Below are 21,483 nucleotides of genomic sequence, written 5' to 3' on the forward strand. Positions count from 1 at the left end.
CAGACCCGGCCCGCGGCGCGGCACCCGATGAGGGGCCGCCCTGGGCCGAGCGCCGCCTTAGCGTGATCTCCCGGGGGCGGCAAGGGTAAACGGCACGTCGGCCCCGGTGCCGTCGTGCGACCTCCGTCGGCGGTATGGCTAGGCTTCCTCAGAGCCAATCTACTGCCCGAGCCGACGTCGATGAAGGGTCATTTACGGTGAAGCTGCTGGTCACGGGTGGTGCTGGATATGTCGGCAGCGTCGTCGCGGCCCTGCTGATCGAGGCGGGGCACGAGGTCGTCGTCCTGGACGACCTGTCCGTGGGACACGCCGACGCGGTGCCCGGCGCGGCGCGGTTCGTCCGGGGGACGCTGCGCGAGGCCGCCGCGGAGGTGCTCGGCGAGGGCGGGTTCGAAGCCGTGCTGCACTTCGCCGCCAAGTCGCAGGTCGGCGAGTCGGTGCGGGAGCCCGCGCTGTACTGGGACCGCAACCTGGGCGAGTCGCTCGCGCTGTTCGAGGCGATGCGCGCGCACGGCGTGCACAAGATCGTCTTCTCCTCGACGGCGGCGGTGTACGGCGAGCCGGAAGCCGTCCCGATCCCCGAGGACGCGCCCGCGCGGCCGACGAGCCCGTACGGCCAGACCAAGCTCGCGATCGACGGCGTCCTGACGGAGTTCGCCAGGATGTACCGGTTCGGCGCGGTGTCGCTGCGGTACTTCAACGTCGCCGGGGCGCACGGCAGGTTCGGCGAGCGGCACGATCCGGAGACCCATCTGATCCCGAACGTGCTGCGGGTCCCGTCGGGCGAGGTGCCGCGCGTCGACGTCTTCGGCGACGACTACGCCACCCCCGACGGCACCTGCGTGCGCGACTACATCCATGTCGTGGACCTCGGCAATGCGCACCTGCTCGCGCTGACGGCCGCCGAGCCCGGCACCCACCTGATCTACAACCTGGGGAGCGGGAGCGGGTACTCGGTCAAGGAGGTGATCGACGTGTGCCGTGCGGTCACCGGCCACCCGATCCCGGTCTCGGTCGGGCCGCGCAGACCGGGCGACCCGGCCGTGCTCGTGGCGTCGTCGGAGCGGATCAGAGCCGATCTCGGCTGGAAGCCGGAACGCGACCTGCGCGCGATGGTCGCCGACGCTTGGGCGTTCGCGAGGGGGGAGTCGGCGTGAGCGTCGAACACGGGGTGTGGCACGCGCCGGGACGGGTCAACCTGATCGGCGAGCACACCGACTACAACGACGGGCTCGTCCTGCCGTTCGCGCTGCCGCAGGGGATCACGGCCGAGGCGGCGCGGCGCGACGACGGGGTGCTCGAACTGCACTCGGGCGGGCAGACGGAGATCGTCCCGCTTGAGGGGTTGCGGCCGGGTTCGGTGAAGGGCTGGGCGGCGTACGTCGCGGGGGTCGCGGGCGCGCTCGGCGAGGCGGGACACCCGGTCGGCGGGGCGACGCTGCGGTTCACCTCGGATCTGCCCGCCGGATCGGGGCTTTCGTCGTCGGCGGCGCTGGAGTGCGTGACGGCGGTCGCGCTCAACGACATGTACGACCTGGGCCTTTCGGCCAAGGAGCTCGTGCCGGTCGCGCAGCGGGCCGAGAACGCCTACGCGGGCGTGCCCACGGGCGTCCTCGACCAGTCGGCGTCGCTGCTGTGCACCGCGGAACACGCGCTGCTCCTCGACGTCCGCTCCGGCCTGTCGTCCCAGATCCCGCTGGAGCTCGGCGGGTTCCGGATTCTCATCGTGGACACCAACGCGCGGCACGCGCTCGGCGACGGCAAGTACGGCGAACGCCGCGCCCAGTGCGAGGAGGCAGCCCGGCAGCTCGGCGTCGCCTCGCTGCGCGACGTCAAGAACCTCGGCGAGGCGCTGTCCCGGCTGAAGGACCCGGTGCTGCGCCGCCGCGTCAAGCACGTCGTCACCGAGAACCACCGGGTCGAGGCGACCGTCGGCCTGCTGAAGGCCGGCGCGATCGCCGAGGTCGGCGCGCTGCTCAACGCCTCGCATCTGTCACTGCGCGACGACTACGAGGTCTCCTGGCCCGAGGCCGACGCCGCGGTCGAGGCGGCCGTCCGCGCGGGCGCGCGCGGCGGCCGCATGGTCGGCGGCGGCTTCGGCGGCTCGGTGATCATCCTGGCCCGCGCCGACACCCTCGACACCATCCGCGAAGCCATCACCACCCGCTTCACCACCTCCTCCTGGCCCACCCCCGACTACCTCATCGCCACCGCCGCCCCCGGCGCCCACCGCCTGTCCTAGCGGCGGAAAGAACTCGTCAAGCGGCCTGCGCGTCCCTTTCGCCGGGGGACGCGTGGGGTAGGCGGGGGGTATGGGGTTGCATCGGGTTCGGGTGAAGACTGATTTGTTGGACGATGTGTTCAGCATGCCGTTGGCGGAGCGGGTGTTGCCGAAGAGGCGGGTGCCGGAGGGGGAGAGTGATCCTCGGGCGGCCTTTGAGGCGGTTCGGGCGGAGTTGCGGCTTGACGGGGAGTCGGCGCAGAACCTCGCGACGTTCTGCACCACGTACAACAGTCCTGAGGTGCGGGACCTCATGGGGTTGTGCATCGACAAGAACATGATCGACAAGGACGAGTATCCGCAGACCGCCGAGATCGAGGCGCGGTGTGTGCGGATGCTGGCGGACCTGTGGAACTGCGCGGCCGACGACACCGTGGGGTGCTCGACCACGGGGTCGAGTGAGGCGGCGATGCTCGGGGGGCTCGCGCTGAAGTGGCGGTGGCGGAAGGCGCGGGAGGCGGCCGGGAAGGACGTCGGGCGGCCGAATCTTGTGTGCGGGCCCGTCCAGGTGTGCTGGGAGAAGTTCTGCAGGTACTTCGACGTGGAGATGCGGCAGATCCCGTTGGAGAAGGGCGCGACGGGGCTGCGGCCGCACCAGATCGCCGACCACGTCGACGAGAACACCATCGGGGTCGTCGCGATCCTCGGCGTCACCTACACGTGCGTGTACGAGCCCGTCGCGGAGATCGCGGCCGAGCTCGACAGGATCGAGGCGACGACCGGGCTCGACATCCCCATCCACGTCGACGCCGCGAGCGGCGGGTTCGTCGCGCCGTTCCTCCAGCCGAACCTCGTGTGGGACTTCCGGGTCAACCGCGTCGCGTCGATCAACGCCTCCGGCCACAAGTACGGGATGGCCCCGCTCGGCGTCGGGTGGGCGGTGTGGGCGTCGGCCGACCATCTGCCGAAGGAGCTGGTCTTCGACGTCAGCTACCTCGGCGGGGACATGCCGACGTTCGCGTTGAACTTCTCCCGGCCGGGCGGCGAGGTCGTCGCGCAGTACTACACGCTGCTGCGGCTCGGGCACGAGGGCTACCGCAAGATCGCGCAGGCCAACGCGGACACCGCGCGCTATCTGGCCGAGCGGATCAGGGCGATGGGCCCGTTCGACCTGCTCTATGACGGCCAGGGCGCGCTCCCGGCCGTCAGCTACAAGCTGCGCGACGGCGTCGGGTTCTCCCCGTACGACCTGAGCGAGCAGCTACGGACCAGGGGTTGGCAGGTGCCGTCCTACCCGCTGCCGCCCGACCGCGACGCGACGACGATCCAGCGCGTCCTGGTCAGGCACGGGATCGGCAAGGACGAGATCTCGCTCCTGGCCGACGACATGGAACGGGCGCTGCGCCGCATCCCGGCGACCGGCATGGGCGCGCCGCACCAGCCCGGCTTCCACCACTGACGGGCGTGGCTAGGCGGCGTCCGGGTCGGAACGCGTCGGGTGGTCGGCGCGGCGGACCACGCTGCGCGTCGACGTCCAGGAGACCGCGAGGAAGATCAGGCGGCACACGATGTTGATCCACAGCAGCGCGCCGACCAGGACCGCGAACGAGGCGTAGACGGGGTTGGAGGTGACCATGCCGAGCAGCAGCGCGGCGAGCGTCTTCAGCACCTCGAACCCGACGGCCGCCAGCAGCGCGCCCTTGAACACGTGCCGCCACGACGCCTTGGTCCCCGAGAGCCTGGTGAACAGGACGAGGAAGATCAGCGTGTTGAACACCAGCGCGACGACGATGGAGATCGGGCGGAGCGTGAGCGTCGCCCAGATGCCGCCGATGCCGGTGAAGTCGAGCGCGCGGCCGGTGAGGCTCGTCGCGAACGTCGTCGCGGCGACCGAGCAGATCAGCATGACGCCGAGGAACGCCAGCACCCACAGGTCGCGCAGCCGCAGCACGAAGAAGTTGCCGGGGGCCTTCGGCTCAAGCCCCCACAGGGTGCGGATCGACTTGCGGAGGTTGCCCGCCCAGCCCAGCCCCGTCCAGGCCAGGCCGACGAGCCCGACGACGCTCGCGCCGACCCGCGCCCCGGCGATCCGCTCGACGTCGAGCCGGGAGGCGAGGCCCGGCAGGTAGTCGTTCATCGCGGTGATCAGCCAGCCCTGGAACGTGTCGCTGAAGTGCAGGGAGTAGCCGAGCAGGGCGTAGGCGAGCGCGAGCATCGGGAAGAACGACAGGAACGAGTAGAAGGTGAGGGAGGCGGCCATGTCGTCGCCGCCGCGCGCGGTGTAGCAGGACCAGGTCCGCGTCAGATGGTCGAGCCAGCGGTACTTCGACCGCGCGACCCGCATCCGCGCGCCGAGCGCCTCGCCGGAGAACGCGGCCTTCAAGCGCGCGAAACGCCCCTTCATCCTCGGGACATTACCTTTCAAGCGCGCCGCCTCTGGTCACCGTCCAGTGACACTTAGGGCATAACATGCCCACACTCGCACCCCTGGAAGCCTGATCCGCCCCTTCCTTCCCCCAGCCGATGGACGCGACCTCGCCGTGGACGAACCAAGAACCGTGCGCTCGGGCACGGCACGCATGGGTGTCGGGCTTGTCCTGCTCGGTGGGTCGGCGAGCGTTTACCTTGTGGTCTGCGCCCGGGCGGTCGGTTCGGCAGAGTTCGCGGCTCTTTCCACGCTCTGGACGCTGGTGTACACGTTCGGGATCGGCGCGTTCCTGCCGTTCGAGCAGGAGCTCGGGCGGGCGTTCGCGGCGCGGCGGGCCCGTCGGACGGGCACCGGGCCGCTGGTCGGCCGGGTCGCGCTTGCGGCGGGCGCGGTGCTCGCGGCGCTGCTGGTCGCCTCGGTCGCGCTCGCGCCGCTCGCGGTCCCCGCGCTGTTCGGCGGCGGCCTCGTCCACGCCGGGGTGTTCGCGCTCTCCATGACGGTCATGGCCGCCGGTTACGTGAGCCGTGGGGTCTTCGCGGGGGCCGGGCGGTTCGGCTGGTACTCGGGGCAGCTCGGCGTCGAGGGCGCGGTCCGGATCGTCGCGTGCGGGCTGCTGCTCGGCGCGGGGGTCGCCGCGCCGGGCCCGTATCTGTGGCTGCTGGCGGCCGCGCCGCTGGTCGCGCTCGCGGTGACGCTGCCGGGGCTGCGCGGAGCCGGGAGTCCTGGCCCGCCCGCCGCCTGGTCGGAGCTGTCGGCGAACCTCGGGTGGCTGCTGCTCGCGGGGGTCGCGGCCCAGGCCGTCGCGCACGCGCCGACCGTCGCGGTCCAGGTGCTCAGCGACGCCGACGGGACCGCCGGAAGGTTCCTCGCCGCGTTCGTGATCGTCCGGGTGCCGCTGTTCCTGTTCCAGGGGGTGCAGGCGGTGCTGCTGCCGGGCCTCGCGGGCGCGCTCGCGGCGGGCGACCGCGCGCTGTTCGCGGTGAAGCTGCGCGGGGTCCTCGCGGCCACCTCGGCCGTCGCGGCCCTCGGCGTCGTGGGGGCGGCCGTGGCCGGGCCGCTCGCGCTGGAGATCGCGTTCGGCGACGGGTTCACGCTCGGCAGGGGCCATCTCGTGGTCCTCGCCGCCGTCACCGGGGTCTGCATGGTCGCCCAGGTCTTCCAGGCGGGGCTCGTCGCGCTCGGGGCGCACCGGGTGAACGCCCTGTGCTGGACGGCCGCCTTCGTGGTCTTCGGGGCCGCGTGCCTGCTGCCCGGGCCCGCGCTGGTCCGGGTCGAGGCGGCGCTCGTCCTGTCCAGTCTGACGGCCGCGGTGCTGCTCCTGCGCGCGCTGCGCGCCGCCGCGGCGGGGGAGCGCGGACGCGTCGCGGAACCGCTGCCTGAACCCGTGCCCGGCGCGCTACCTTCATGACGTCCGCGTTCTCGCGTTCCGTTACCGAAGGGGTGCCGAGGGTGATCACTGGGGACGAGCGGCCGCCGAGGACGGCGCTCGGCGCGCTGCTGCCGTTCGGGCTCGGGGCGCTCGGCGGCGGGCTCGTGTGCGCGGTCGTGCTCGCGCTGCCGGAACCCGTCAAAGAGACGGGCCGTGCCGTGGAGACGCTCACCCCGCCGGTCGTGCGCGAACCCGTCGACGGGACCGACGTCAGGGTGACCGTCGACCGGCGTCAGGTCAGGATCGAGAACGTCAGCCGGGCGCGGACCGGGCGGCTCACCCTCGAGTTCGACGCGCGCCACCGCGCCCCGGCCGACTGCGGCGCGTGCGTCTGGCCGCGCGGCCTCGCCCCCGGCGGCGCGCTCACCGTGACCCTGCGCCCGGACGGGCACGGCCCGATCCGCGTCCGCGCCGTCACCGAGGTCCCCGACCGGGAGCCGTCGGACAACGAGATCGAGACCCGGGGACGCTAGTCCAGCGGCCCGGGACCGGGACCCGGGCCGGGCACGGGCGCGGGCTTGCGGCGGCGTCGGATCACCAGGACCGCCGCGCCCGCGGTGACGGCGAAGCCGCCGCCCACGCCCGCGAGCACGAGCGGCACCGTGGCCTCGGAGTCGTCGGGGGAGGGCGCGGCGGCGGTCGTCGCGTCCGGGCCAGCGGCGAGCCCGGTCGGCTCGGGCGAGGGCTGCGCGGGCAGCGACTCGACGGGCTCGGCGAGGTCGGCGTTCTTGAAGCCCCAGTCGAACAGGGTCTTGGCGTTGTCCCACAGGCTGTCGGCGGCCATCAGCGCGATGATGATCGTGCGGCCGTCGCGTTCTGCCGCGCCCACGAAGGTCTGGCGCGCCGCGTTGGTGTAGCCGTTCTTGCCCGCGAGGAACCCGTCGTACGCCTGCGACTGCGTCGGCAGCATCCGGATGTGCGAGTAGATCGGCATCTTGTACTTCTTCGCCTTGGTCTTCTTCTTCGTCTCCTTGTCGACCTTGGCGGGGCGCAGCGCGGGGAACGTCGCGTCGTTCGTCTGGGAGTACTCGACGAACTCGGGGATGGTCAGGCCCTGCCTGAGGATCACCGCGAGGTCGTAGGAGGTCGTGTACTGGGTCTTGACGCTCAGGCCGAGGTCGACGTCGAGGCCGTTGGGCGAGCCCGCGAGCGTGTCGTTCGCGCCGAGCCGCTTGGCCTCGGCGTTCATCAGGTCGAGCGTCGGCTCAAGACCGCCCTGCGGGATCGTCAGGGACATCGCCGCGTCGTTGGCCGAGACCATGAGCAGCGCGCGGAACAGGTCGGCCGCCTTGTAGGTCAGCTTGGGCGTCATGCCGACCTTGGTGCCCTCGGGGTAGCACGTCTCCTCGGTCGGCTTGATCGCGGTGTCCGCGCCGAGCAGCGGGATCAGCGTCACCGCGGTCAGCACCTTCTGGGTGCTCGCGGGCAGGAACCGCTTGTGCGGGTTCTTGGCGGCCAGCACCTTGCCGGTCCCGGCGTCGGCGATGATCCAGGAGCCCGCCTTGATCTTCTTCAGCTGCCCGAGTCTCGGCGGCGCGGCCGCCACGGCGGTGCCGGGGGTGAGCAGCGCGACGAGCGAGGCGGCGGCGAGCGCGGACGCCGCGCGCAATGGAAGTCCCATGAAGACGAGAGCCTAAACCGCCCGGCCGGGACAGACCCATAGTCTCTAAGGGTGAAATCTCGTCCGACCGGCCTGTTCCTGATGGCACTGGCCGCCTTCATGGTCTTCGAGTGGATCATGTTGGCCAAGAATCTCGGCAGCGGCCCGAGGCGCGCCACGGCCTTCTACGTGATCCACTACATCCTGGCCGCAGTCAATGTGGTCTTCGCTGTGATTCTTGCGCGTATCGGGTGGAAAGCATGGAAGAGCGCATCTTGACACCCCGGTCGCGGATGCCCCATAAGCGCTCGCCTACGATCCCTTCCATGGAGTTGGCATCTGCCTTCCCCCAAGCTGAGCGCGAGCGTTGGCGGGAGCTATTGAAGGGCGTACTCCGCAAGTCCGGAGCCGCCACCGAGGACACCCCACTCGACGCCGTCGAGGACCTGCTGACCAGGCGGTCCTATGACGGCGTCCCGATCTCCCCGCTGTACACCGCCGACGAGGCGGTGCCGTCCCGGCCCTTCCCGACCGCGCCGCGCGACGGCGAGGGCACGTCGTTCGGGTGGGACGTCAGGCAGCGGCACGACGACCCGAACCCCGCGGCCACCCGTGCCGCGATCCACGACGACCTGGAGAACGGCGCGACGTCCGTCTGGCTGACGGTCGGGGCGGCGGGCCTGCCCGTCACCGCGCTCGCCGAGGTCCTGAAGGACGTCTACACCGAGCTGGCCCCGGTCGTCATCGACGCCGGGCCGCAGACGCGGCAGGCCGCCGAGGCGTTCCTCAAGATCGCCAAGCCGGACACCCGCGGGAACCTCGGCGCGGACCCGCTGGGCCTGGCGGCGCGCACCGGCTTCCTCGTGCCGGTCCCGGTGGACCTCGCGCAGAAGGTCGTCGCGGAGTTCCCCGGCATCCGCACCTTCGCGGTCGACGGGACCGTCTACCACGACGCGGGCGGCTCCGACGCCCAGGAGCTCGGCGCGGTCCTGGCCGCCGCCGTCGCCTACCTGCGCGAGCTGACCGACGCCGGCCTCACCGTCGACCAGGCGGCGGGCCAGCTCGAGTTCCGCTACGCCGCGCACGCCGGGCAGTTCGCCACGATCGCCAAGCTGCGCGCCGCGCGCCGCCTGTGGACGCGGGTCGCCTCGCTCTCCGGCGTCGCCGACACCACCGCGACGATCCACGCGGTCACCTCGAGCGCGATGATGACGCGGCGCGACCCGTGGGTGAACATGCTGCGGACCACCGTCGCCTGCTTCGCGGCGGGGGTGGGCGGCGCCGACGCCGTCACGGTCCAGCCGTTCGACGCGCGGCTCGGCCTGCCGGACGCGTTCTCCCGCAGGATCGCGCGCAACGACCAGACGCTCCTGCTCGAGGAGTCGTCGCTGGCCAGGGTCGTGGACCCGGCGGGCGGCTCCTGGTACGTCGAGGCGCTGACCGAGGCGCTCGCGCAGGCCGCGTGGGAGTTCTTCACCGAGATCGAGAAGGAGGGCGGGCTCGCCGCCGCGCTCGACTCGGGCTTCCTGGAGAACGCGCTCGCCGAGACGTGGGAGGCGCGGCGCAAGGACGTCGCGCGCCGCAAGGCCCCGCTGACCGGCCTGAGCGAGTTCCCCAACCTGGGCGAGACCCTGCCGGAGCGTCCGCCCGCGCCCGAGCCGCTCGGCGGCGGCCTGCCCCGGCACACCTACGGGCAGGACTTCGAGGCGCTGCGCGACATCTCCGACGCCCAGGCCGTCCGGCCGAAGGTGTTCCTCGCCACGCTCGGCCCGGTCGCCGTGCACACCGCGCGCGCGACGTTCGCGGCCAACCTGTTCCAGGCGGGCGGCATCGAGACCGTGTCCGGCTCCGCCGACGAGTTCGACGGCGGCGTCGCCGTCATCTGCTCGAGCGACAAGCTGTACGCCGAGCAGGCCGAGGAGACCGCGCGCGCCCTGCGCGAGCGCGGGGCCGTCAAGGTGTGGCTCGCGGGCAAGGGCGACTACGCCGGGGTCGATGGCAACGTCTATGCCGGGTGCAACGCGATCGACGTCCTTGAGGACACTCTCCGGGACCTTGGAGTGACGGTATGAGCAGCATCCCCGACTTCTCGAACCTGTCCCTCGGCGAGCCGGAGGCCCCGGCCGTCACCGAGGGGCTGTGGCGGTCCGCGGCGGGCGAGCGTCCGTCCTGGGACACGCCGGAGGGCGTGGCCGTCAAGCCGCTGTACGACGCGGCCGACCTCGACGGCCTCGACTTCCTGGGCACCTACCCGGGCATCAAGCCGTTCCTGCGCGGCCCGTACGCCCCGATGTACGCCACGCAGCCTTGGACGATCCGGCAGTACGCGGGCTTCTCCACCGCCGAGGAGTCCAACGCCTTCTACCGCCGCAACCTCGCGGCCGGGCAGAAGGGCCTGTCGGTGGCGTTCGACCTCGCCACCCACCGCGGCTACGACTCCGACCACCCGCGCGTGTCGGGCGACGTCGGCATGGCCGGGGTGGCGATCGACTCGATCTACGACATGCGGCAGCTGTTCGACGGGATTCCGCTGGACAAGATGTCGGTGTCGATGACCATGAACGGCGCGGTCCTGCCCGTCCTGGCGCTCTACGTGGTCGCGGCCGAGGAGCAGGGGGTGAAGCCGGAGCAGCTCGCGGGGACCATCCAGAACGACATCCTCAAGGAGTTCATGGTCCGCAACACCTACATCTACCCGCCCGCGCCGTCGATGCGCATCATCTCCGACATCTTCGCCTACACCTCGCAGAAGATGCCGAAGTACAACTCGATCTCCATCTCGGGCTACCACATCCAGGAGGCCGGGGCCACGGCCGACCTGGAGCTGGCGTACACGCTCGCCGACGGCGTCGAGTACATCCGGGCGGGCCGGGCGGCGGGCCTCGACATCGACGCGTTCGCGCCGCGCCTGTCGTTCTTCTGGGCGATCGGCATGAACTTCTTCATGGAGGTCGCCAAGCTGCGGGCGGGCCGCCTGCTGTGGGCGAAGCTCGTCAAGGAGTTCGACCCCAAGAGCGACAAGTCGCTGTCGCTGCGCACGCACTCGCAGACGTCGGGCTGGTCCCTCACCGCGCAGGACGTGTTCAACAACGTCGCGCGCACGTGCATCGAGGCCATGGCCGCGACCCAGGGCCACACCCAGTCGCTGCACACCAACGCGCTTGACGAGGCCCTCGCGCTGCCCACCGACTTCTCCGCGCGTATCGCCCGCAACACCCAGCTTCTGCTCCAGCAGGAGTCCGGGACCACGCAGGTGATCGACCCGTGGGGCGGCTCCTACTACCTCGAGCGGCTGACGCACGACCTCGCCGCCCGCGCGTGGGAGCACATCGAGGAGGTCGAGAAGTACGGCGGCATGGCTAAGGCCATTGACGAGGGCCTGCCGAAGCTGCGCATCGAGGAGGCGGCGGCCCGCACCCAGGCCCGCATCGACTCGGGGCGGCAGCCGGTCATCGGCGTCAACAAGTACCGGCCGGACGTCGACGAGATGATCGACGTGCTCAAGGTCGACAACGTCTCAGTCCGGGCGCAGCAGATCGCCAAGCTCGAGCGGCTGCGCGCCGAGCGCGACCCCGACGCCGTCCGGCGGGCGCTGGCCGCGCTGACGGCCGCCGCCGGGTCCGACGTCGTCGGCGACCTCGAGCACAACCTGCTCAAGCTCGCGATCGACGCGGCCCGCGCGAAGGCGACGGTCGGGGAGATCTCCGACGCGCTGGAGAAGGTGTACGGTCGGCATTCCGCGACGATCCGCACGATCTCGGGCGTCTACCGGCAGGAGGCTGGAGAGGTGTCCGCCATCGAGGCCGCCCGCGCGGCCACCGACGAGTTCGCCGAGGCCGAGGGCCGCCGCCCCCGCATCCTCGTGGCCAAGATGGGCCAGGACGGCCACGACCGGGGCCAGAAGGTGATCGCCTCGGGCTTCGCCGACCTCGGCTTCGACGTCGACGTCGGCCCGCTGTTCCAGACGCCGGAGGAGGTCGCCCGCCAGGCGGTCGAGGCCGACGTGCACATCGTCGGCGCGAGCTCGCTGGCGGCCGGGCACCTGACCCTGGTGCCCGCGTTGAAGGCCGCGCTCGCGGAGCTCGACCGTCCCGACATCATGATCGTCGTGGGCGGCGTCATCCCGCCGCAGGACTTCGACGAGCTGCGCGCGGCGGGCGCGTCGGCGATCTTCCCGCCCGGCACCGTGCTCGCTGAGGCGGCGCTGGACCTGCTGAAGGAGCTGTCGGCGGCCCTCGGGCACGGCTGACCCGCGATGCCTGACGTCAAGGACTACGTGACCGGTGTCCGGGAGGGCTCACGGGCGTGGATCGCGCGCGCGATCACGCTCGTCGAGTCCACCCGGCCCGACCACCGCGAACTCGCCCAGGCCGTCCTGGCGGAGCTGACGCCGTTCGCCGGGAACGCCCGGCGTGTCGGGATCACCGGCGTGCCCGGCGTCGGCAAGTCGACGACGATCGACGCGCTCGGCATGCACCTCATCGAACGCGGCCACCGCGTCGCCGTGCTGGCCGTTGACCCCTCGTCCACCCGGCACGGCGGCTCGATCCTTGGCGACAAGACCCGGATGGTGCGGCTTTCGGCGAGTGCTGACGCGTTCATCCGGCCGTCGCCGACGGCCGGGACGCTCGGCGGGGTGGCCAAGGCGACGCGTGAGGCCATGGTCGTCATGGAGGCCGCCGGGTACGACGTCGTCCTCGTGGAGACGGTCGGGGTCGGGCAGTCCGAGACCACCGTCGCGGAGATGACCGACTCCTTTCTGTTCCTCACGATCGCCAGGACCGGCGACCAGCTCCAGGGCATCAAGAAGGGCGTCCTCGAACTCGCCGACGTGATCGCCGTCAACAAGGCGGACGGGCCGCACGAGCTCGAGGCCAAGAAGGCGGCCCGCGAACTCGCCGGGGCCCTGCGCCTCCTGCGGGGGAGTGACCGGATTGTGCCTGTGCTCACCTGTAGCGCGCTTGAGGGCACCGGCCTTTCGGAGATCTGGGATCAGATCGTGGCGCACCAGGAGGACCTGCGCGCCTCCGGCGAACTCGACCGCCGCCGCCGTCAGCAGCAGATCCGCTGGACCTGGTCCATGGTCGAAGATCGCCTGCTGCACGCCCTGCACACCCACCCGGAAGTCCGCGCCCTGACCTCCGTCCTCGAATCCCAGGTGGCCTCCGGCGAGACCACCCCGGCCACCGCCGCCGACCTCCTCCTCAAAGCCTTCACCACCCCGGCCGACTAGCCCGCGTCCCGCCCGCCCCGGGTGAGGGTCGTCTCGCTGACGGGGCGGGTAGGAAACAGGGGATAGCGGGCAGATCGTGGGGATGGGTCGGGGCTTCCGGCTCGTTACGGGTGATCTGGAGGCGTTGTGGGTATTCGGTTTAACCCGTCCCGTGGGGCCACGCTCGGCGTGGAATGGGAGCTTCAGCTCGTTGACGGGGAGACGCGGCAGCTCAGGCAGGAGGCCGGGGAGGTCCTCGGGGAGCTGCCGGAGCTGAGCGAGGGCAAGTTCACCAAGATCAGGCACGAGCTGATGGAGTCGACCGTCGAGGTCGTCACCGACCCGTGTTTCACCGTCCAGGAGATCATGGCCGACCTCGGGCGGACCATCGGACGGCTGCGGGGGGCGGCCAAGCCGCGCGGGATCGAACTCGCCTGCACCGGGAGCCACGCGATCAGCGACTGGCGTGACGCCGTCATGGCGCCCGTGGCCCGCTACCACGAGCTGGTCGAGGAGATGCAGTGGCTCGCGCGCCGCATCCAGACGTTCGGGGTGCACGTCCACGTCGGGGTGACGGACCAGGACAAGGCGATTCCGATCATCAATGCGATGTCCCGGTACCTCCCGCATTTTCTGGCGCTGACCGCTTCGAGCCCGTTCTGGAACGCCGACGACACCGGCCTCGCCTCCGCCCGCTCGATCATCTTCGGCGACCTGCCGACGGCCGGGCCGCCGCACTCGCTCGGTGACTGGGCGGAGTTCGAGGGTTACATGGACACCCTGCTACGCGCTGGGACAATCCGGTCGATCAAGGAAGTCTGGTGGGATATCCGGCCGCATCCCGACTTCGGCACTGTGGAGATCCGCATGTTCGACGGAATCCCGACAATGCGGGAGGTAGGGATGGTCACAGCGCTCTGCCAGGCCCTCGTCACACTATTCGAGCAGCAAATCGATCGCGGATATGCGCTTCCGCGCCCGGCGGCCTGGGTTGTCCGTGATAATAAATGGCGAGCGACCCGATACGGGCTCGACGCCATCATCATCACTGATGACTACGGACGTACCGCGCCGCTACGTGACGACCTCTACGAACTCGCCTCAGAGCTGGCCCCCGTGGCAGAACGCCTCGGATGCACACAGGAGCTGAAGGTGGTCGGCGATGTCCTCGAACACGGCGCCTCCTACGAGCGCCAGCGCGCGATCCGCGACGAGGGCGGCAGCCTGGAGGACGTCGTGACAGCCACGATCATGGAGTTCGACGAGAACAGGTTCGTCGGGCCACGGGAGGTCGTCCATGCAGGGACGACCTGACGGTGAGTCCTCCGGGCCGGACGCCGACTCCGTCGACTCCGTCATGCCTGAGGGGGAGCACATGACGCAGCTTCATCCAGGGGTGATCCCGTCCCTGGAACCACCGGTCGCCGAAGGTCTCGACCTGAACGGTCACCTCGCGGCCTACCTCGACCGGCACGCCGACGCCCTGATCGGCTTCCGCCGCGACCTGCACATGCACCCCGAACTCGGATTCACCGAGTACCGCACCACGGCACGCCTCGTCGAACAGCTCAAGGAGGCGGGCCTCGAACCCCGGGTCCTGCCCAAGGGCACCGGCGTGATCTGCGACATCGGCCCGGCGGACGGGCCGACGATCGCGCTGCGCGCCGACATCGACGCGCTGCCCCTGCCGGACGAAAAGGACGTGTCGTACGCCTCCACCGTCCCCGGCATCAGCCACGCGTGCGGACACGACGTGCACACCACAGTCGTGCTCGGCGCGGGGCTCTTCCTGGCCAGGCAGGCCGAACAGGGCCTGCTGCCCGGGAGAGTGCGGCTGCTGTTCCAGCCCGCCGAGGAGAACCCGGGCGGGGCGCTCGACGTGATCGCCGCCGGCGGGCTCGTCGGCGTCGACCGGATCTTCGGACTGCACTGCGAGCCGCGCTTCGAGGTCGGCGAACTCGGCGTCCGGCCGGGACCGATCACCGCGGCCTGCGACAAGGTGTACGTCAAGGTCACCGGGCCCGGCGGGCACACCGCGCGGCCGCACCTCACCGCCGACCTCGTCTACGCCCTCGCCAAGATCGTCACCGAACTGCCCGCCGCGCTGTCGCGCCGGGTCGACCCGCGCTCCAGCCTCAGCCTCGTGTGGGGGCGGATGAACGCAGGATCGGTCGCCAACGCCATCCCCGACCAGGGCCTCGCCGAAGGCACAGTCCGCTGCCTTGACGACGAGGCATGGCACCGCGCCCCCGAACTGATGCGCGCGCTGCTCGACTCCGTCGCCGGGGCCTACGACGTCGAGGCGTCCCTGGAGTACGTCAGGGGGGTGCCGCCGACCGTCAACGACTCCGCGAGCGTCCAGATGTTCCGCGACGCGGGCTCGGCCGTCCTCGGCCACGACAGGGTCGTGACCGCGCCGCAGAGCCTCGGCGGCGACGACTTCGGCTACTACGTCGAGGCCGTGCCCGGCGCGTACGGCAGGCTCGGCGTCCGCACCCCTGGCAAGGCCGAATACGACCTGCACCGGGGCGACTTCGACGTCGACGAAGGCTGCATCCCCGTCGGGGTGCGCATCCTCGTCTCGACGGTACTCACCGCGCTGTGCGACGTGCCGCGCGCGACGGTCCCGGACGACCTGGAGTCCACCGGGGCGTGACGCCACCGCGCCGCCCCGAACCGGGGGCGGCGCTTTGCCTGCGGGCATCGCGGTTACTTGCGGAAGAGCGCCATGTCGTCGCAGCCGCCCGTGCCGGGGAGCTGCCGCCAGCAGTACAGGCGCGCCGTCGTCTGGTTCCCCGTCTTGAACGTGGCGCTCAGCCGGGTCCACTTCTTGTTCGTGGAGCTCGCGAACTTCGCGTCGCCGCCGAAGTCCTTCGCGCCGACGAACGTCGCGCCGCCGTTGGCCGTCACCCAGCCGACCACGGTGTAGGTGGTGTTCGGCTTCAGGCCCGTCACGACGAGCTCGACAGCCGAGTCGTAGCCTTCGCCCGGCTTCAGCAGGATCGCCTTGCCGCCCGAGTGGGCCTTCTTGCCGCCGAGGAACTCCACGGCGCGCGGCTCCCACTTGCCGAAGCCCTTCTCGAAGCCGCCGTTGGCGATCAGGTTCACCTTGGGCTTCGGCTTCGGCTTGGGCGGCGGCGGCGTGTACGTCGGCTTCGGCTTGGGCTTCGGCGAACCGCCGTTCTGGGCCTCCTCGCCGGGCGCGAGCGTGGGCGTCGGCGCTTCCGGCTCGGGCGTCGCGGTGGGCGTCTGGGTCGCGGCGGGCACGCCGGGCTTCGCGATCGACGCGTCGGCGGGCTCGTCGCCGCCGAGGCGGGTGAGCACGAACACGCCGACGAGCGCCAGCATGACCGTCACGGACGCGGCCACGGCGACGAGCGCCCCCCGCCGCCCCTTACGCGGCGGCTCGGCTGTGCCGCCCACAAGCAACCCGGCATCCCACGGCTGCGCCGGCCCACCCCACCCGCCCGCAGGCTCCCCACCCGCAACCGCCCCGACCCCGAGCCCCTGCTCAACCCGCGTGGCGAACGCGCCCCCGCCCGCCCCGTCCGCGACGGCCCCGACCCCGAGCCCCTGCTCAACCCGCGTGGCGAACGCCTCTCCGCCCGCCCCGTCCGCGACGGCCTCGGCCCCCAGCCCCTGCTCGACCCGGGTGGCGAACGCGCCCCCGTCAACGGACGTCGCATAGGGATCGGCGGCCACCGCCTGCACGACGGTCACCCCGGCCTCAGGCAGCCGCTCAACAACGGTCTCCCCAACCCCACGCCCTTCCGCCCCAGGCCCAACCCCGAACCCGGACGACTGCTCCGGCGTCGCGGCGAACCCCGCCTGCTCAGCCGAACCCCCGAACCCAGACGGCTGCGACGGCGCGGCGACCCCGCCGGCCTGCTCGGACGGGTTCGCGAACCCGGGATGCTGCGATGCGGCGGCGAACTCGGAAGCCTGCTCGGGCGCGGTGCCGAAGGCGGGCTGCTCGGGCGTCGCGGCGAAGCCCGAGGCGTGCTCGGGCGAGTTCCCGAGGGCGAGCTGGTCCGGCGTCGCGGCGAAGCCTGAGGACTGCGCGGGCGAGCTTCCGAAGCCGGACGGTTGCTCAGGTGTGCTGCTGAAGGTGGGCTTGTCCGGTGCGGCGAAGGTGGAGGGTTGGTCGGGGGTGGCGGTGAAAGCTTCGGAGGGTGCGCTCTGCTCGGACTGGGCGGCGGCGGCCGCTGCGGCGGCGAGGGCTTCGCCGCTGGGGGCCGCGGGGCGCGGTGCGGCGGCCTCGGCGAGCAGGGACGCGGCGGTGACGACGCCAGCGGGCCGCTCGACGGGCGCGGCGGCATCCTTGAGCAGGGAGAACCCCTGGGCGGGCGCGGGCTCCGAAGGGGCGGCCGCAGCGGTTCCGGGCGCGGACGGCGCAGCGGACGCGTCAGCGGCGAAGGTCGGCGCAGCGGACGCGTCGGCGAAGCCTGGGGCGTCGGAGGAGCCCGGCGCGGGGTCGGGCGCGTCGGCGGGTGCGGACGAGGCGGCCTTCACCAGCGACGGGACCTGCCCGGCCCCTGCGGCCGGAGCGCCGTCCTGAGCCTGCGCGCCGAGCCCGTCCCCGACCCGCCCGTTGGACGCCGACACGGCGTCCATGCCGGGCGCGCCGTCGAACGCGGCGGCCGCCGCGACCCCCGGCGCCTGCCCACCAAGAGGCCCGCCCTGCCCGGATTCCACAACAGGCGCGCCAAATGTCCTGGGCCCGCCGCTTCCATACGCCGACGCGGTAAGCGGATCACTCTCCTGCCCACCCCCGCCGAACGCGGCGGGCGTCCCCGCAAAGGCCGCATCGGGCGCGCCAAAGGCCCCGGGGGCCTCGGCCCCGGGCGCGGCGGAGCCGGACGCCCCAAGGGCGTCGGGGTTGGGCGAGGTGGCGGGTGTGCCGAAGGGGTCGGCGTTGGGCGCGGCGAACGCTGCGGGTGTCCCCGGAAAGGCCGCATCGGGCGCGGCGAAGGTTGCGGGGCCGTCGGCACCGGGTGCCGCAGGGGCGGGCGTCCCGAGGGCGTCGGCGTGGGGTGCGGCGAAGGTTGCGGGCGCGGGCGTGCCGGGAGGCGAGGCGGCGTCGGGCGCGGCGAAGGGCGCGGGGGTCCCGGGGGCGAAGGTGTCAGGCGCGGGGGTTCCGAAGGTAGCGGGCGCGGGCGCGGGGGTGCCCGGGGCGGCGGCGTCGGGCGTGGGGGCGGCGAAGGCGGCGGGGGTTCCGGGGGCGGAGGCGTCGGCGGCGGGCGTGGTGAAGGAGGCGGGGGCGGAGGTTCCGGGGTTTGCGGCTTCGGGGGTGGGCGTGGCGAACGCGTCAGGTGCGGGGGTTCCGAAGGCGGCGGGGGTGGGGGTTGCGAAGGGGGCGGGGGTGGGGGGTGGGGTTAGGGGGTGGAGGAGGGTTTGGGCGGGGGGTGGGGTGGGGGTGGAGCAGGCTTGGATGAGGGGGGCCAGGCGTGGGGGGAGGGGGGTGGGGGCACCGGCCTGGGTGATGAGGGTGGCCCAGGCGTTGAGGTCTTGGGTGAAGGCGTCGGGGGTGGGCGGGGTGAGGCCGAAGTCGGTGAGGATCGCGCCGGCGCCGGTCAGGAAGACGTTCGACGGGGTCAGCGCGCCGTGCGCGATGCCCGAGGCGTGCAGGGCGGCGAGGGCGGTCGCCGTCTCCATCGCGAGGCGTTCCAGGTCGGGCGGGCTGAGCGGGAGCGCGGCCTCCGACAGCGGCGTGCCCTCGACGTAATCCGACATCAGGTACGGGCGTGCGCCGACCAGACCGGTCGTGCGGGCCTTGGCCGTGTGCGGGATGTCGAGGGCTACCAGGGTCTCCATCGCCCGCTGGTAGCCCTCCCAGACGGAGGGGTCCTCCGTGAGATGCGCGTGCAGGAGTTTGACGGCGATCTCCCCGCCGTCCTGCCTGCGGCCGAGGAAGACGACGCCGCGGGGGCCGGAACCGAGCCGCCCGCTGAGCCAGAGCCCGCCGACGAGCCCCGGATCGCCGGGTTCGAAGGGTCGCATCGGAGATTCACCTCGGAGGGACGCATCAAGATCTAGGTCGCCTCAACCTAGCGCAAGTCGGGATAACCGGGCTTGACGATCCCGTTGATGATCTCCAACCGCTCATCGAAGTCGATGAACGCAGATTTCACCGCGTTAAGGGTGAACCACCTCAGGTCCTCCCATCCGTACCCGAACGCCTGGCTGAGCTTCAGGAACTCCTCCGAGAGCGTCGTCCCGCTCATGAGCCGGTTGTCGGTGTTCACCGTCACCCGGAACCTGAGCCTGCTGAGGATGCCGATCGGGTGCTCACCGATCGACGCGGCAGCGCCCGTCTGCAGGTTCGACGTCGGGCACATCTCCAGCGGAATCCGCTTGTCCCGGACATAGTCCGCGAGCCTGCCGAGCTTCGCGCCGTCGCCCATGGGGGTGATGTCGTCGATGATGCGGACGCCGTGGCCGAGCCGGTCGGCCCCGCACCACTGGATCGCCTGCCAGATCGACGGGAGCCCGAACGCCTCGCCCGCGTGGATCGTGAAGTGCGCGTTCTCCCGCTGGAGGTACTCGAACGCGTCGAGGTGCCGGGTCGGCGGGTTGCCCGCCTCGGCCCCGGCGATGTCGAACCCGGCGACGCCCCTGTCGCGGTACCTGACGGCGAGCTCCGCGATCTCCCGGCTGCGCGCCTGGTGCCGCATGGCCGTGAGGAGGGAGCGCATCCGGATGCCGTGGTCGCGGCCCCCGTCAGCGAAGCCCGCGCCTACGGCCTCGACGACCTCGTCAAGGGTGAGGCCGCCCGCGAGGTGCTGTTCTGGGGCGTACCTCACCTCGGCGTACACGATGCCGTCGGCGGCGAGGTCTTCGGCGCACTCATACGCGACGCGGTGGAGCGCGTCGGCGGTCTGCATCACCGCGACGGTGTGCGTGAACGTCTCGAGGTAACGCTCGAGGGAACCGCTGTCGGCGGCGTCGCGGAACCAGACGCGCAGCGGCTCGGGGTCGTGCTCGGGCAGACCGGTGTAGCCGTAGCGCGCGGCGAGCTCCACGATCGTCGCGGGGCGCAGTCCGCCGTCGAGGTGGTCGTGCAGGAGCACCTTGGGGGCGCGGCGGATCTCGGCGAGGGTCGGCAGCACTGTCGCGCTCGTCACGGCACGATCCTCTCAATGATCAGCGGCAGCAGGTCGGGCGTGCCGTCGGGAGCGATGTCGAAGGCGTCTTCGAGGGCGAGGAGCGCGCGGTCGAATCTGGCGGGTTCGTCCGTGTGGAGGGTGAAAAGGGGGCTTCCCGCCTTGACGACCTCGCCGGGGACCGCGTGCCAGGTGACGCCCGCGCCCGCGCTGACCGGGTCCTCCTTGCGGGCGCGTCCCGCGCCGAGCCGCCACGCCGCGACGCCGACGGCGAGCGCGTCGAGCCTGGTGAGCACGCCGGTGGCGGGGGCGTTCACGGTGTGCGTCTCGCGCGCGACGGGCAGGGCCGCGTCGGGGTCGCCGCCCTGGGCGGCGATCATGCGCCGCCAGTGGTCCATGGCGGTGCCGTCGCGCAGGGCGTCGGCGGGGTCCTTGCCGTAGATGCCCGCCGCGGAGAGCATCTCGCGGCCGAGGGCGACGGTGAGTTCGACGACGTCCTCGGGACCGCCGCCCGCGAGGACCTCGACGGACTCGGCGACCTCGAGCGCGTTGCCCGCGGTGCGGCCGAGCGGCCGGTCCATCGCGGTGAGCAGCGCGACGGTGTTCACCCCGGCGTCCTGGCCGAGTTCGACCATCGTGCGGGCGAGTTCGCGGGCGCGGTCCGGGGTCTTCATGAACGCGCCGGAGCCGGTCTTGACGTCGAGGACCAGCGCGGACGTGCCCTCGGCGATCTTCTTCGACATGATCGAGGACGCGATCAGCGGGATCGACTCGACGGTGCCCGTCACGTCGCGCAGCGCGTAGAGCTTCCGGTCGGCGGGGGCCAGGCCCTCGCCCGCCGCGCAGATGACCGCCCCGGCCTCGCGCAGCACCGCGAGCATCTCGGGGCCGGAGAGTTGCGCCCGCCAGCCGGGGATGGACTCCAGCTTGTCGAGGGTGCCGCCGGTGTGGCCGAGGCCGCGCCCCGAAAGCTGCGGGACCGCGCCGCCGCACGCCGCGACGGTCGGTGAGAGCGGCAGCGTGATCTTGTCGCCGACGCCGCCGGTCGAGTGCTTGTCCGTCGTCGGACGGTCGAGCCCCGACCAGTCCATCCGCTCACCGCTGCGGATCATCGCCTTCGTCCAGTCCGACACCTCACGCCGGTTCATCCCGTTCAACAGGACGGCCATGTTCAACGCCGCCATCTGCTCGTCGGCCACCACCCCCGACGTGTAGTGCTCGATCACCCAGTCGATCTGAGCCGTACTGAGCACCCCGCCATCCCGCTTGGTGACAATCACATCAATGACGTCCACCCAGCCCCCCTCCTTTATCGAGTCACACGTATGACTGTATTGGATGAGCGCCCTCTCCGTCTCCGTGCGATCCGCGCTGTATCGGGCCTCGCTCCGCTCGGCCCATCTCTGAGGGTGGCCGACGGCTCTGTTGGGGTGGCCGACGTCGGCTTGCTCCGGGGTTGCGCCCGGACCGGGCGTCCCGGACGCCGCCCG

At 72.0% G+C, this 21,483-nt stretch carries 16 protein-coding genes; 11 read left to right on the forward strand and 5 right to left on the reverse strand.

What is annotated here, in order from left to right; translation table 11 throughout:
• The first annotated feature begins 197 nt into the window (after window positions 1-197).
• The 3 genes from galE to R9X44_RS32240 all read left to right on the forward strand — a co-directional run bounded on the left by galE (window position 198) and on the right by R9X44_RS32240 (window position 3,680).
• The gene (galE, locus tag R9X44_RS32230) at window positions 198-1,157 is read left to right on the forward strand and encodes a UDP-glucose 4-epimerase GalE (RefSeq protein WP_319818139.1); all 960 of its coding nucleotides are present in this window, start codon (window positions 198-200) and stop codon (window positions 1,155-1,157) included.
• Entirely contained in the window at window positions 1,154-2,242 is a 1,089-nt protein-coding gene (gene galK / locus R9X44_RS32235; RefSeq protein ID WP_319818140.1) for a galactokinase, read from the forward strand. Before galE ends, galK begins: the two co-directional genes overlap by 4 nt.
• A gap of 124 nt (window positions 2,243-2,366) precedes the next feature.
• Window positions 2,367-3,680 carry a glutamate decarboxylase gene (locus R9X44_RS32240; protein ID WP_319818184.1) on the forward strand — a complete coding sequence of 438 codons (1,314 nt, stop codon included), beginning with the start codon at window positions 2,367-2,369 and terminating at the stop codon, window positions 3,678-3,680.
• 9 nt (window positions 3,681-3,689) lie between these two features.
• Here the strand turns inward: R9X44_RS32240 and R9X44_RS32245 are convergent, their stop codons facing one another.
• On the reverse strand, window positions 3,690-4,625 hold the full coding sequence (locus tag R9X44_RS32245) for a YihY/virulence factor BrkB family protein (RefSeq protein WP_319818141.1): 936 nt from the start codon (window positions 4,623-4,625) through the stop codon (window positions 3,690-3,692).
• Between the two features lie 136 nt (window positions 4,626-4,761).
• On the opposite strand from R9X44_RS32245, the gene R9X44_RS32250 reads away from it, so the two are divergent.
• Both R9X44_RS32250 and R9X44_RS32255 read left to right on the forward strand, forming a co-directional pair.
• Complete coding sequence (locus tag R9X44_RS32250; protein ID WP_319818142.1) at window positions 4,762-6,057, forward strand: hypothetical protein; 1,296 nt, start codon at window positions 4,762-4,764, stop codon at window positions 6,055-6,057.
• Between the two features lie 41 nt (window positions 6,058-6,098).
• Entirely contained in the window at window positions 6,099-6,551 is a 453-nt protein-coding gene (locus R9X44_RS32255) for a hypothetical protein (RefSeq protein WP_319818143.1), read from the forward strand.
• Here R9X44_RS32255 and R9X44_RS32260 read toward each other — a convergent pair.
• Window positions 6,548-7,699 (reverse strand): D-alanyl-D-alanine carboxypeptidase family protein, encoded by a 1,152-nt coding sequence (locus R9X44_RS32260; RefSeq protein ID WP_319818144.1) that lies wholly within the window; start codon window positions 7,697-7,699, stop codon window positions 6,548-6,550. The genes R9X44_RS32255 and R9X44_RS32260 overlap by 4 nt on opposite strands.
• A 51-nt stretch (window positions 7,700-7,750) precedes the next feature.
• On the opposite strand from R9X44_RS32260, the gene R9X44_RS32265 reads away from it, so the two are divergent.
• The 6 genes from R9X44_RS32265 (at window position 7,751) to R9X44_RS32290 (ending at window position 15,546) form a co-directional block, all read left to right on the forward strand.
• A complete protein-coding gene (locus tag R9X44_RS32265; RefSeq protein WP_319818145.1) occupies window positions 7,751-7,957 on the forward strand; it encodes an SCO4848 family membrane protein in 207 nt (68 codons plus the stop codon).
• Between the two features lie 47 nt (window positions 7,958-8,004).
• Window positions 8,005-9,750 (forward strand): methylmalonyl-CoA mutase family protein, encoded by a 1,746-nt coding sequence (locus tag R9X44_RS32270; RefSeq protein ID WP_319818146.1) that lies wholly within the window; start codon window positions 8,005-8,007, stop codon window positions 9,748-9,750.
• Window positions 9,747-11,927 (forward strand): methylmalonyl-CoA mutase, encoded by a 2,181-nt coding sequence (gene scpA / locus R9X44_RS32275; RefSeq protein WP_319818147.1) that lies wholly within the window; start codon window positions 9,747-9,749, stop codon window positions 11,925-11,927. Before R9X44_RS32270 ends, scpA begins: the two co-directional genes overlap by 4 nt.
• 6 nt (window positions 11,928-11,933) lie before the next feature.
• The gene (meaB, locus tag R9X44_RS32280) at window positions 11,934-12,911 is read left to right on the forward strand and encodes a methylmalonyl Co-A mutase-associated GTPase MeaB (protein ID WP_319818148.1); all 978 of its coding nucleotides are present in this window, start codon (window positions 11,934-11,936) and stop codon (window positions 12,909-12,911) included.
• Window positions 12,912-13,037: 126 nt separating this feature from the next.
• Window positions 13,038-14,204, forward strand: coding sequence for a glutamate--cysteine ligase (locus R9X44_RS32285; RefSeq protein ID WP_319818149.1), 1,167 nt, complete (start codon window positions 13,038-13,040; stop codon window positions 14,202-14,204).
• A 61-nt stretch (window positions 14,205-14,265) separates the two neighbouring features.
• On the forward strand, window positions 14,266-15,546 hold the full coding sequence (locus tag R9X44_RS32290) for an amidohydrolase (RefSeq protein ID WP_319818185.1): 1,281 nt from the start codon (window positions 14,266-14,268) through the stop codon (window positions 15,544-15,546).
• Window positions 15,547-15,599: 53 nt separating this feature from the next.
• Here the strand turns inward: R9X44_RS32290 and R9X44_RS32295 are convergent, their stop codons facing one another.
• The 3 genes from R9X44_RS32295 to R9X44_RS32305 are packed head-to-tail and all read right to left on the reverse strand — an operon-like array spanning window position 15,600 to window position 21,288.
• On the reverse strand, window positions 15,600-18,890 hold the full coding sequence (locus tag R9X44_RS32295; protein ID WP_319818150.1) for a protein kinase domain-containing protein: 3,291 nt from the start codon (window positions 18,888-18,890) through the stop codon (window positions 15,600-15,602).
• Window positions 18,891-18,937: 47 nt separating this feature from the next.
• The gene (locus R9X44_RS32300) at window positions 18,938-20,014 is read right to left on the reverse strand and encodes an adenosine deaminase (RefSeq protein ID WP_319818151.1); all 1,077 of its coding nucleotides are present in this window, start codon (window positions 20,012-20,014) and stop codon (window positions 18,938-18,940) included.
• Window positions 20,011-21,288: a thymidine phosphorylase gene (locus tag R9X44_RS32305; protein WP_319818152.1), complete on the reverse strand. Its 1,278-nt coding sequence runs from the start codon at window positions 21,286-21,288 to the stop codon at window positions 20,011-20,013. Before R9X44_RS32305 ends, R9X44_RS32300 begins: the two co-directional genes overlap by 4 nt.
• Window positions 21,289-21,483 lie beyond the last annotated feature (195 nt).

Source organism: Actinocorallia sp. A-T 12471, assembly GCF_033875155.1.
Taxonomy (GTDB): domain Bacteria; phylum Actinomycetota; class Actinomycetes; order Streptosporangiales; family Streptosporangiaceae; genus Actinocorallia.

Coding starts and splice junctions, on each gene's coding strand:
- meaB (WP_319818148.1), top strand. CDS start 11,934: ATGCCTGACGTCAAGGACTACGTGACCGGTGTCCGGGAGGGCTCACGG.
- R9X44_RS32245 (WP_319818141.1), bottom strand. CDS start 4,625: ATGAAGGGGCGTTTCGCGCGCTTGAAGGCCGCGTTCTCCGGCGAGGCG.
- R9X44_RS32240 (WP_319818184.1), top strand. CDS start 2,367: ATGCCGTTGGCGGAGCGGGTGTTGCCGAAGAGGCGGGTGCCGGAGGGG.
- R9X44_RS32270 (WP_319818146.1), top strand. CDS start 8,005: ATGGAGTTGGCATCTGCCTTCCCCCAAGCTGAGCGCGAGCGTTGGCGG.
- scpA (WP_319818147.1), top strand. CDS start 9,747: ATGAGCAGCATCCCCGACTTCTCGAACCTGTCCCTCGGCGAGCCGGAG.
- R9X44_RS32295 (WP_319818150.1), bottom strand. CDS start 18,890: ATGCGACCCTTCGAACCCGGCGATCCGGGGCTCGTCGGCGGGCTCTGG.
- R9X44_RS32260 (WP_319818144.1), bottom strand. CDS start 7,699: ATGGGACTTCCATTGCGCGCGGCGTCCGCGCTCGCCGCCGCCTCGCTC.
- R9X44_RS32290 (WP_319818185.1), top strand. CDS start 14,266: ATGACGCAGCTTCATCCAGGGGTGATCCCGTCCCTGGAACCACCGGTC.